Annotated in this window: 11 protein-coding genes, 1 tRNA gene and 2 pseudogenes; 7 read left to right on the top strand and 7 right to left on the bottom strand. The window is 37.5% G+C overall.

Annotation, left to right across the window (positions count from 1 at the left end; genetic code table 11):
• The first annotated feature begins 336 nt into the window (after nucleotides 1-336).
• The 6 genes from MTCD1_RS23455 to MTCD1_RS17500 all read left to right on the top strand — a co-directional run bounded on the left by MTCD1_RS23455 (nucleotide 337) and on the right by MTCD1_RS17500 (nucleotide 3762).
• Nucleotides 337-528: a WCX domain-containing protein gene (locus tag MTCD1_RS23455; RefSeq protein WP_057180745.1), complete on the top strand. Its 192-nt coding sequence runs from the start codon at nucleotides 337-339 to the stop codon at nucleotides 526-528.
• Between the two features lie 62 nt (nucleotides 529-590).
• Nucleotides 591-1562 carry a metallophosphoesterase gene (locus MTCD1_RS17520; protein ID WP_057180746.1) on the top strand — a complete coding sequence of 324 codons (972 nt, stop codon included), beginning with the start codon at nucleotides 591-593 and terminating at the stop codon, nucleotides 1560-1562.
• Entirely contained in the window at nucleotides 1559-2014 is a 456-nt protein-coding gene (locus MTCD1_RS17515; RefSeq protein WP_057180747.1) for a hypothetical protein, read from the top strand. The genes MTCD1_RS17520 and MTCD1_RS17515 overlap by 4 nt, the downstream gene beginning before the upstream one ends.
• Nucleotides 2007-2237: a hypothetical protein gene (locus MTCD1_RS17510; protein WP_057180748.1), complete on the top strand. Its 231-nt coding sequence runs from the start codon at nucleotides 2007-2009 to the stop codon at nucleotides 2235-2237. The genes MTCD1_RS17515 and MTCD1_RS17510 overlap by 8 nt, the downstream gene beginning before the upstream one ends.
• Before the next feature lie 24 nt (nucleotides 2238-2261).
• A complete protein-coding gene (locus tag MTCD1_RS17505) occupies nucleotides 2262-2480 on the top strand; it encodes a hypothetical protein (protein WP_057180749.1) in 219 nt (72 codons plus the stop codon).
• Between the two features lie 37 nt (nucleotides 2481-2517).
• Nucleotides 2518-3762: a PDDEXK-like family protein gene (locus MTCD1_RS17500; protein WP_057180750.1), complete on the top strand. Its 1245-nt coding sequence runs from the start codon at nucleotides 2518-2520 to the stop codon at nucleotides 3760-3762.
• A gap of 115 nt (nucleotides 3763-3877) precedes the next feature.
• On the opposite strand, the pseudogene MTCD1_RS23305 reads toward MTCD1_RS17500, so the two are convergent.
• The 7 genes and pseudogenes from MTCD1_RS23305 to fdxA all read right to left on the bottom strand — a co-directional run.
• Nucleotides 3878-4432: pseudogene (locus tag MTCD1_RS23305) on the bottom strand (tyrosine-type recombinase/integrase); the annotation flags it as partial.
• A gap of 138 nt (nucleotides 4433-4570) precedes the next feature.
• Nucleotides 4571-4930: pseudogene (locus tag MTCD1_RS17490) on the bottom strand (integrase arm-type DNA-binding domain-containing protein); the annotation flags it as partial.
• A 165-nt stretch (nucleotides 4931-5095) separates the two neighbouring features.
• Nucleotides 5096-5172 (bottom strand) — tRNA-Val (locus MTCD1_RS17485).
• Nucleotides 5173-5336: 164 nt separating this feature from the next.
• Nucleotides 5337-6704: an MATE family efflux transporter gene (locus MTCD1_RS17480; RefSeq protein WP_057180752.1), complete on the bottom strand. Its 1368-nt coding sequence runs from the start codon at nucleotides 6702-6704 to the stop codon at nucleotides 5337-5339.
• 178 nt (nucleotides 6705-6882) lie between these two features.
• Nucleotides 6883-7089: a CPXCG motif-containing cysteine-rich protein gene (locus MTCD1_RS17475; protein WP_057180756.1), complete on the bottom strand. Its 207-nt coding sequence runs from the start codon at nucleotides 7087-7089 to the stop codon at nucleotides 6883-6885.
• 134 nt (nucleotides 7090-7223) lie between these two features.
• The gene (locus MTCD1_RS17470) at nucleotides 7224-8144 is read right to left on the bottom strand and encodes a fructosamine kinase family protein (protein ID WP_057180753.1); all 921 of its coding nucleotides are present in this window, start codon (nucleotides 8142-8144) and stop codon (nucleotides 7224-7226) included.
• 80 nt (nucleotides 8145-8224) lie between these two features.
• On the bottom strand, nucleotides 8225-8560 hold the full coding sequence (gene fdxA, locus MTCD1_RS17465; RefSeq protein ID WP_057180754.1) for a ferredoxin FdxA: 336 nt from the start codon (nucleotides 8558-8560) through the stop codon (nucleotides 8225-8227).
• 147 nt (nucleotides 8561-8707) lie between these two features.
• Between fdxA and MTCD1_RS17460 the strand changes: the two genes are divergently transcribed.
• On the top strand, nucleotides 8708-10399 hold the full coding sequence (locus MTCD1_RS17460) for an NAD(P)/FAD-dependent oxidoreductase (RefSeq protein ID WP_057180755.1): 1692 nt from the start codon (nucleotides 8708-8710) through the stop codon (nucleotides 10397-10399).
• Nucleotides 10400-10599: the final 200 nt, after the last annotated feature.

Genomic DNA, 10599 nt, shown 5'->3' with positions numbered 1-10599 from the left:
TAATGAGACATCAACCTCTTTTAAATCATCGAGTTATTCAGTTTTTATTGTTTGTTTTGAATCCCGAAACTTGAGTTACTAAATGCCCATGGGCTTATTATTCGTACAAATAGCCATTACCTAGTTGCGACTAAAACGCATAGCCCAGATGTTTTTCAACTATTCAAGTTATCAAAGATTTTAGCAGTATCAAATAACCTGGAAGATAATCAATTCTGTGCCAATGACATTAAGGAGTACTTAAGTTCAAATGCTACGGGATATTTATTATCTAAAAAATTAATCAAACTCGAACTTCTTGCTACAGGACCTGCTTTATTAATCTTTGAAGAGGCGATGCTATCAGAAAATCAGAAAATTGATCTAATTGAAAACAGTATGGTGCGCACAGCAAAGGTAAAAGTTAGTGTGGAGTTTACTCATGAACTTGTGCACTTTTTGTTATGGTTTGGTGGATATGTCAAGGTGCTACAACCCACCGAGTTAATTGAAAAAATTGAAGAACGAAAATCATATTTAATGGGTTAGGGCGACATCAGCTGTCGCTGCGGTGGTTATACTAGAACCATAGATATTTTATAGGAGAGGTAATGAAGCAAAAAAGTTGGGTAAATAAGAAGCCAGATTTAGTTTTTATAGGTGATTTACATGGTCAGATTAAAAAATTAAATAACTTGCTTGAAGATATTAACTTTGATGTAACCAACGCTCAATCACTGGTAAGTAGCACAAAACTCGTATTTATTGGGGATTTAATTGATAATGCCCCCTCATCGGATGTTGATCATGTTGCCCTTTTAACAAAAGTTAAGCAGCTTATCGATAATGGATTTGCCTATTGCCTTATGGGTAATCATGAATTTAATGCCATAGGTTGGGCAACCAAACACCCTGAAACTGCTCAATGGCTTCGCCCACATAATGTTAATAATACTAAGCAGCATCAAGGTTTTTTAGATAGTGTTATAGAAGGCAGCGAAGTACATCATTACTGGGTGACTTGGTTTAAATCTTTACCACTTTATCTCGACTTTGGTGGTATTAGAGCAATACATGCATGCTGGCAGCAAGCATCAGTTGATCAGTTAGCTCAGTATTTAAATAAAGATAAACAGCTTAAAGCAGAATGTTTTCTAAATGCCTTTGATAAATCAACAGAGCTTTATCAGTTAATAGAAACGCTATTAAAAGGCCCTGAAATCACCTTACCAGTAGGCTATAGTTTTCAAGATAAAACAGGTATAAAAAGAACTCAAATACGTTCTAAATGGTGGTTATCTAAGGCTCAAACTTATCGGGATATTGCTCAAGTTCAACCTGAAGTTATTGATGATATTCCTAACATCGATTTACCCGTAAACCAAACGCCAGAGCTTCTTGAATTACCTGTGATTGTGGGTCACTACACACTTAATGGTGTGCCAAGTACATTGTCTAATAAGGTTGCTTGTGTTGATTACAATGCGGCAAAAGAAGAAAACCCTTTAGTTGCTTATTATTGGCAACAAGAAACCGAACTTACCAATAAGCATTTTTTATACAAAGCAGAGCAGGTAAAATGATTACCCCAAAAATATCTACAGAAGCAGAGTTAAAAAAAATTTGGTGTCAAAGCTATCAGGAACAAGATTGCTTTTATGACTTTGCTGAGCAAGGAAAACACAGTGATGCCATGGATAAAATTAACCGTTTGGCCTCAACCGAGGACTTACCTGAAAGTGTGAATGTATTACATGAAAGAGTAAATGAAGTTTTGTGGCAAGAATGGGACCCTATAGGCGTAAACATAATGGAAGAGTGCCGAAGTGAATATGACTATTATTCTTGGCAAATAACACTTGTGGCTCTTTATTCTGGTGCAAAAACAATTGCTGCAGAATTGTACTTTATTGAAAAGTACCTCATAGCGATGCCAAATGATGATGTGGTCAGTCGAAGTCTCGACGTAGCTAAAAAAATTGTTAACATTGTTGTTGAAATGAACCTGTGTTTAGGAAGTGAGAAAGTTGACTAAAAAACAATTATTATCAAAGGCATATATTGTAATGGTTATTATAGTTTTTATTCCTGGTGTTGCTCTTTTTGGTGCAACCTTTTATGGATTATTCATTTATGCAAAATATCTTGGGGCAAGTAGCTTTGAAGCAATAGTCGCAATTTTTTTGTTTGTCGGTAGTTGTGGCTCGATTGCGGAAAGAGTTGATAGAAAAAGAAAAGTGCAAAATAAAAACAAGTAACTATTAGGTAAAACAGGAATACAAATGAAACAAAAGTTAGTGATAGAGTTCAGTGAAGAAGCAACTGAAAAATACTTAAATTGGATAACTGCTCAAACTGAAGCAGAAGTGGATGCTGACTGTGAACCGTCAGGCGCTTTGATAATGGTTGAGTTATCTTCCTTAGGTGCAGAGGTGTATGCGCAGGGTAATAAGAAAACTATCGAATTTGGCGATGCTAATGTGTTTTTGAAAGATTGCTAGGTATACATAAAAATTGGAAATAAATAAAGGATAATTAATGGAGCATATGAATAAATCGACATGTAAGCAGCATCTGGATGATTCTATAGAGCTAAAATTAAGTAGTCTTCTGTTTTCTGCTGAGCTAGAAGAGCTTGAAGACTCATTAAATGGTTTCAATATTTTTGAAGCCATAGGCGCTGTCAACAGCGAACTGAGGCATTCTAATTTTTTAGGGTTTATTCTTGATCCTTCTCAAAATCATGGTCTGATGAGTAAATGTCTATCAAATTTTCTTTATCATTTCTTTAATGAATTTGATGTAAATAATGCCCCCTCGTTAATAGATGTTGGTTGCTATGATTACAGTGATTTTTCCGTTGAAAGGGAATGGAGAAATATTGACATATTAATAGTATCTGAGCGGTATAGATTTGTTTTGGCTATTGAAAACAAAATTTGGTCAGGAGAACATTCAGATCAGTTAACCCGATATCAAAAAATTATTGAAGAGCAATACCCCTCATACAAAAGGTATTACGCTCTTCTAACCCCTTCAGGGCTACCACCAGAAAACAATGAAGATTGGGTAGCTATTTCTTATGAAGATATTTCAGAAATATTACATAAAACATTGAAAAAAGTTAAGTCAACGTCGAGTAATTCCGTTGTATTTGCCATTGAACAATACTTACAAATGATAGAGAGACATATTTTGGAAGATACAGATATTAGCAAATTGTGTAAGAAAATTTATAAACAACACAAACAAGCATTGGATTTAATATTTGAACATAGGCCAGATAAGGCTAGTGAAACTTATGATTTACTCTCAAAATATTTAGAAAAAAATCAAGAGACCTTAAATATTGACTTAGCTCATTCGTCTAAATCATACGTTAGATTTTCACCGAAAGAATGGGGAGAATTTGATATTCAAAAGTCTGGGACAGGTGAATGGGCGAGTACTGAACGTACTTTGTTATTTGAATTTGTTAATAGAGTTGATTCAATTATTTTGGTTCTAATAATTGGCCCAAATGATGGCGAACAGCGCAATATTATTTTTGAACATGCCTGTGATAACAAGCAAATATTTAAAAATGTTAGATCTAAAAAATTAGCAAACAAATGGCATCGGATATATAACATATCAATCTCTAAAAAATCAAAATCCGTAAACCATGATGAAGATGAAGAGGCGTTTAACAATCAAATAATTAAAAATATTGATGAATTTTTTGCTGGTGATTACAAAAAAATTAAAGAATCGATTGTACGTGTACTATCTGATAATAGTTAAGGTATGTTGGAGATCTTTAATTGGAACACCCTGGTTTCATAATTCAAGAGATTATGAGGCCAAATTCCAGATAAACCTGAATTATTATTTAATTAATTGAAAGCTTAAAAATAAATACCTTTAGAAAACAGTGCATTTTCATACGTTCAGCAGGAATAACCCACAATTTATTCTCTAAATCTATTTCTGACCACTCGGCTTTTGCACTCTCACTAGGGCGTGTCATGGTATGCAATTGCCATTCAAGTAAACATCGAGTTACTAGTTTAATGCTGGCGTAACTGATGTCTTTCATTAGTTTACCTAGTTCATCAGGTCTAATGGTGGGCATGTTCGTTACTTTAGGGGCTGAAAATGCGCTACGAATACCAGACAAAGGGTTGTGCTGTAATATCCCTGTATTAAGGGCATGGGTCATTATGTTGTTTAAATGCCCAATGACTTTCCCTGTTGTTTCTAGGTTACCTTTAGCTGCTAAAGGCTTTAATGCTTCAATAGTTTCAGGCGCTAATATGTTATCTATTAGCCTGAGGCCTAGTTTGGGGAATACGTGGTTTTCAAATTTACGCCATAGGCTTTTAGCTGTATTTTCTGCGATAGTTTTTTTTTTAACATGCCTATGTAGTTTACTCAGGAACTCTTTGTAAACGTCATCTTCGAAGTTTCTGATCGGAACGTAGCATGGATGCTACTTGTTAGACAATGCAGGACGCATATTGTCCGGATCTATTGTTCTTTATACACTGGGTCCCCGATTAAAACACCACGGGGATGACGATCCTGAGGCAAGTACATAGGCATGTTTTTTAATAGCAAACCAATCGGTAGCTACACTTTTTAAGGTGTGGTTGGCGGCAAGTAATTGTTCACGATGTTTGTCGTCTTTATGTTCTTTATGTTCTTTAGGATCTATATTATTGGCTAACAGTTCGCGTGCATGCTCACGTTTTTTTCTGGCATTAGCTAGTGACGTTTCAGGGTATGAACCTAGGCTGATTGAAGTACGCTTTTTATTATAAGGTTTAAGATAATCTAATAACCATTGTTTTGAGCCATTAGGCATAACGCGGAGCTGTAAACCATTACCATCAGATAACTTATACATTTTATCTTTGTGCTTTGCTTGTTTAACTTCTGTATTGGTAAGTGGTTTAGTTCTTATAGCCATTTAAGTAGTACAACTTTTATCAAATAAAATCGGTACTACATACCGTACTACTAAAAAACGTGGATTTCAAAGAACGGCATAAAATAGCTCAGCACATAAAAAAACCCGTAAAACCTTTGGTTATGGGCTTTACGGGTTTTCTTAGAGGGTTATTAAACCCTAATTTGGTGCTCGCTACGGGACTCGAACCTGTGACACCTTGCATGTCATGCAAGTACTCTAACCAACTGAGCTAAGCGAGCAGCTGTTGATAACTCAACGAGGGCTATGTTAGCTTCTGATTAATCACCTTGCAAGTAGTTTTGTGTAATTCATTGAGAAATAAGTACTACTTGCTGATTAAAGCAACAAAGTGATTGAATATGGCACTATCACTTTAAGTTGAGCCTACTGGGCTGGTCTCTTCTTAGGCGAGTATGGCCTTTTTAATTCGCTGTTGAATGACGTGTAAGCGCCAAGCCAGTAATATTGCCGCGGTAGTTAAACCAATAATAAAACCTACCCAAAAGCCATATGGACCCATTTTAGGGACAATCCAATCGGTTATTCCTAACATTAAACCCACAGATAAACCAACGACCCAATAAGAAACAAAGGTAATATATAAAATGGATTTAGTGTCTTTATAACCGCGTAAGGCACCTGCGGAAATAACTTGAATGGTATCTGAGAATTGATAAAGGCTAGCAAGTAACATTAAACTGGCCGCTAATTCTATCACTGGGGCCTCTGTACTATAAATACCGGCGATTTGTGTTCTAAAAAGTACGGTTATTAACGCAGTAAAGCACGCGAGTGCTAGGCCAAGCACTATTGAATACTTGGTATAGTCTCTCGCTTGTTTAAAGTTTCCATTACCAATAGCGTAACCTACTTTGATGGTTGTCGCCATGGCAATGCTTAGCGGCACCATAAACACTAAGCCAGTAAAGTTTAGGGCAACTTGGTGACTGGCGACAACTTGTGCGCCAAAAGGGACCAATATGATAGCGACAATGGCAAAGAGACTGACTTCAAACAGTAATGACAATGCAATTGGAATACCCAATGCAAGGATGGCTTTTATCTCAGCTAACACCGGCCAATAAAAAGTATTAAATAAATTGGCTTGTTTTAGCACCTTTGAATAAAAGCAATAAATAAGCATACTGATACACATAGACCAGTAAACTAATGCGGTTGCTAGCCCACAGCCGGCGCCACCAAGGGCAGGCATACCAAACTTACCATAGATGAATATATAGTTTGCTGGAATATTTACCAGTAAACCAATGATACTAATAATCATGGTTGGCTTAGTATACGACAGACCTTCAGAGTAGTTTCTTAGCACTAAATAGATGCAATAGCCTGGTGCGCCCCAAACAATATAGCCTAGGTAGTCAAACATTAATGCTTCAAGGTTACCCTCTAATGTAACGAGTGGCGCTAAAATAGGGGTGAGGATGTAGTAAAGGCCGATTAACGATATACCGAGCAGCAAAGCTATCCAGCCTGTTTGATAGGTTTGCTCGACCACATCCTTATACTTGTTGGCACCGGCAAGCTGAGAAACAATTGCTGCCAGAGCCATAATTAAGCCGTAAATGGTCAATATCAGTGGTAGCCAAATACTATTGGCCACGGCCACGGCGGCTAAATCAGTCGCGCTAACACGTCCCGCCATGACAATATCAACAAAGCCCATTAAGTTTTGAATTAATTGGGCTATTAAAATGGGGTAAGTCAATTTTAATAAGCTTTTACTATGGGTGCGGAAGTCAGCTAGGTTCATGTTATCGGTAACTTTAATAAAGGGGGCAGGGGAAAACGAATATTAACTATCGTTAAATGCAAAGCATGATAGAGGAGATGGCTTGTGCAAACAAGGCAAAAAATGTCTTAAAATAAAGTCAAGCTAGTTTATAGATGAGCTGTTTAGTGATCAGTGAATTTACCTGTTTAAGGCGTGGTTAGAATACTTGTTCATCATCACTATCAATGGTTAAGTGAATCTTTTTTCTATATTCATCGACGTGTAAATGGTAGTGAATTTCCATGCAACAAGATGGGCATTCATCGTAATAGTCTTGATCGCCCCCTGAAGCATCTAGGGTCGCGTGTAAGTGGTGGCCACAGTGGGGACAAGAAATGCGTTTTTCACTGAGTTTATTAATCATATAGCCTGCCATAACAAAAGGGAAATGGGTTTTATATCTTCTTTATTAAGTATGACTATTTTTAATTAAATTACCAAAAATAGCGGTTAATTCTAGTGCTTATTAACGAAAACTTTGCTCTATATCTTAAATTATTAGTGTAAGGGTAGAGACATAATTCGTGATAATGCTGCTTTGGCTTGGTCTATATAGATACCACCAAAAATATTAGCATGATTGAGAATATGGTAAAAATTATAGACTAGCTTTCTTTGGCTATAGCCATCATCTAACGGGTACTCTGCTTGGTAGCCATGATAAAAATCGTCAGGAAAATGACCAAATAATTCTGTCATAGCAATATCAACTTCTCGGTCACCATAATAGCAAGCGGGATCAAAAATCATCGCTTGCTCACCGGTAAAACCGGTATTACCTTGCCATAAGTCACCATGAACTAAACAGGGGGTCACTTGATGATGAAGTAAGGCATCGTGACAAACTTGGGCTATGTGTTCAATATTCCCTAGCATAATGGAACGTTCGGACAGTAATTGTAATTGCCAAGCAATGCGTTGGTCAGCAAAGAAGGTGGTCCAGTTACTGCTCCAATGATTAGGCTGAATTGTGCTACCAATGTAATTATCATGTTGCCAACCAAACTGGCCATGGCTAGTTTCATAATGCATTTGTGCAAGTTGTTGACCTAGTTGGTACCAAAGCATAGGTTTAGCGGTACTAAAGTCGATATAATCGAGCACTAAAAAACTTTTATCTAAGCTGGTTCCTAGGGTCGTTACCCTTGGACTGGCAATATTGGTTAGTGTGTTCAGTTGCTTTAATGAATAAGCTTCGGCTTGAAAATTATCTAGATAATCTTTGCTATTTATTTTTAAAAAATAACAACGCTGGCCATCAGAAATTTTAAAAGAGAGATTTAATGGCGGCTCTTTATTATTAAGTAAACTAGTGAATGAAGAGGCTCTAGTACCACTGATAGAAATTTCTTGCGTTTCTGAAATATGAAATGGCTGGCCAGTTTCAATGCTAATGGCTTGTTCAATGCAATGCCACATAGTTATCCCCAAGGGTTGTAATATCTTTTTTAGTATAGCTGCTTTCCTATCGACTGTAGCTTACTTAAGGGGGGCGAGCGTTAGTCATCTGCTTGTGTTGCTAAATACTGGATTTTATCGGTTACCCCATCCCATTTTTCTGCTTGTGCTAAAGCCGGCTTTACTTCGGTAATTCTCGGCCAGTTTTTGGATAATTCAGCATTAAGCTCAATAAATTCTTTCTGATCTTCGGGCACAGCATCTTCTTGAAAAATAGCATCAACAGGGCACTCAACCGGACATAAATCACAATCAATACAATCATCGGGGTTAATAACCAAAAAATTAGGCCCTTCATAAAAAGCATCAACAGGGCACACTGCTACACAGTCAGTGTATTTACATAAAATACAGTTATCGGTTACCACAAATGTCATAGTGTTATCTAAAATCGTTAATGTTGGTGTTAAAAGTGCTGTTGATCATACCTTTGTTGAGCGCAATTTCAATCTCTTGTTTATAAAATGATAGCGTACAGGTAAAATAGTGAAAAATATTACTCTTCCTATGCTGGATCTTAAAGAATGATTCGTTTAACTAATATTAAACTCGCCCTTGACCATCAAGAGCACGAAATTGAACAAGCTATTTTAACTAAATTAGCCATTAAAAAGGTTCAGTTAGTCAATTTTACTGTGTTTAAACGTGGTTATGATGCCCGTAAGAAAAATAATATTTTTCTTATTTACACCTTAGATGTGGAAACGACGTTTAATGAAGAGCTGCTGACACAATTTTCTGATGATACTCAGGTAAAAGCAACGCCAGATATGAGTTATCACTTTGTTAGTCAAGCACCCAAAGAGCTTGCAAGTCGTCCTGTTGTTATCGGTATGGGACCTTGTGGTTTGTTTGTTGGATTATTATTAGCGCAAATGGGTTTTAAGCCCATTATCCTTGAGCGCGGCCAAGATGTGCGACAACGTACCAAAGATACCTTTGGCTTTTGGCGGAAAAAGATTTTAAATACTGAATCTAATGTGCAATTTGGTGAAGGTGGTGCCGGAACTTTTTCAGATGGTAAGCTCTATAGTCAGGTTAAAGACCCGAAGCATTACAGTCGTAAAGTTCTGCATGAATTTGTTAAAGCAGGTGCTCCGGAAGAAATCCTTTTTGTCAGTAAACCGCATATAGGTACCTTTAAACTAGTGACTATGGTTGAGAAAATGCGCGCTGAAATTTTTTCACTCGGTGGTGAAGTTCGATTTAACCAGCGGGTAGATAAAATTCACTTTACCGATGTTGACGGTAATGCCTGTACAACCCAAGGTATTGAAGGCTACCAAAATAAAAAAGTCACCGGTGTAACTCTCTCCAATGGCGATCATATTGAAACGAGTTATATCGCTTTAGCGATTGGCCATAGCGCTCGTGATACCTTTGAAATGTTATTTGATGCAGGTGTTTACATTAAACCTAAGCCATTTTCCGTTGGTTTTCGTATTGAACATGAGCAATCGGTCATTGATGAAGCACGCTTTGGTGATAATGCCGGTAATGAAATTTTAGGCTCAGCAGATTATAAATTAGTTCATCACTGTAGTAATGGTCGCTCGGTTTATAGCTTTTGTATGTGCCCTGGCGGCACCGTTGTTGCAGCTGCATCTGAAGAAGGTCGCCTAGTGACTAATGGTATGAGTCAATACTCTCGTCATGAGCGTAATGCAAATAGTGCGATTGTTGTTGGTATTGAACCGGCAGATTTTAGTAATAAGAGTGCCAGTGGCGAATTTGCTAGTGAACGTGACCACGTTCTTGCTGGCATCGATTTTCAGCGGAAATTAGAAGAAAAAGCCTTTAGACTTGGCGGTGAAAACTATGACGCGCCAGTACAACTGGTTGGTGATTTCCTCGCCGGACGTAAAAGTGGTAAACACGGCAGTGTCACGCCGTCGTATAAACCTGGGGTTACTTATTGCGATTTAAGTGAATCGTTACCCGATTATGCCATCGCGGCAATTAGAGAGGCATTACCTGCTTTTGAAAAGAAAATTAAGGGTTTTTCCATGGCAGAGGCAACACTAACGGCAGTAGAAACTCGAACTTCATCACCTATTCAAATTACTCGTGATAAAGAAACCATGCAAAGTCTTAATAGCCAAGGATTGTATCCAGCGGGCGAAGGGGCCGGTTATGCTGGTGGTATTTTATCTGCCGCTATTGATGGTATTAAAATCGCAGAAGCCATGGCGTTAGCGATTACCGCTGAACAATAAAATTAAGGCTCTGTTGTAGAACACTGTTGTCTATAATGTAACACACTGATTTAAAGGAAGGTGTTGCTGATGTGATAAGAGCGAACATCACAAGCATGGATGCTTGTGTTGAGCCCCATGGAGGCTGACGAATCCCCATAACTTTTTAATCTTAGTTGGGTTTAATTCCCCAGCGCTTACGGTGAAAAAAGATGAGATAA

The sequence above is a fragment of the Colwellia marinimaniae genome (genome assembly GCF_002207865.1).
GTDB lineage: Bacteria > Pseudomonadota > Gammaproteobacteria > Enterobacterales > Alteromonadaceae > Colwellia > Colwellia marinimaniae.
Note: the sequence above shows the minus strand (reverse complement) of the source record. Positions and strands in the feature narration are given on the sequence as shown.

Bases quoted from the DNA above. Each gene is read 5' to 3' on its own strand.
- MTCD1_RS23455 (WP_057180745.1), top strand. From the start codon at position 337: ATGCTATCAGAAAATCAGAAAATTGATCTAATTGAAAACAGTATGGTG.
- MTCD1_RS17520 (WP_057180746.1), top strand. From the start codon at position 591: ATGAAGCAAAAAAGTTGGGTAAATAAGAAGCCAGATTTAGTTTTTATA.
- MTCD1_RS17515 (WP_057180747.1), top strand. From the start codon at position 1,559: ATGATTACCCCAAAAATATCTACAGAAGCAGAGTTAAAAAAAATTTGG.
- MTCD1_RS17505 (WP_057180749.1), top strand. From the start codon at position 2,262: ATGAAACAAAAGTTAGTGATAGAGTTCAGTGAAGAAGCAACTGAAAAA.
- MTCD1_RS17500 (WP_057180750.1), top strand. From the start codon at position 2,518: ATGGAGCATATGAATAAATCGACATGTAAGCAGCATCTGGATGATTCT.
- MTCD1_RS17480 (WP_057180752.1), bottom strand. From the start codon at position 6,704: ATGAACCTAGCTGACTTCCGCACCCATAGTAAAAGCTTATTAAAATTG.
- MTCD1_RS17475 (WP_057180756.1), bottom strand. From the start codon at position 7,089: ATGATTAATAAACTCAGTGAAAAACGCATTTCTTGTCCCCACTGTGGC.
- MTCD1_RS17470 (WP_057180753.1), bottom strand. From the start codon at position 8,144: ATGTGGCATTGCATTGAACAAGCCATTAGCATTGAAACTGGCCAGCCA.
- fdxA (WP_057180754.1), bottom strand. From the start codon at position 8,560: ATGACATTTGTGGTAACCGATAACTGTATTTTATGTAAATACACTGAC.
- MTCD1_RS17460 (WP_057180755.1), top strand. From the start codon at position 8,708: ATGATTCGTTTAACTAATATTAAACTCGCCCTTGACCATCAAGAGCAC.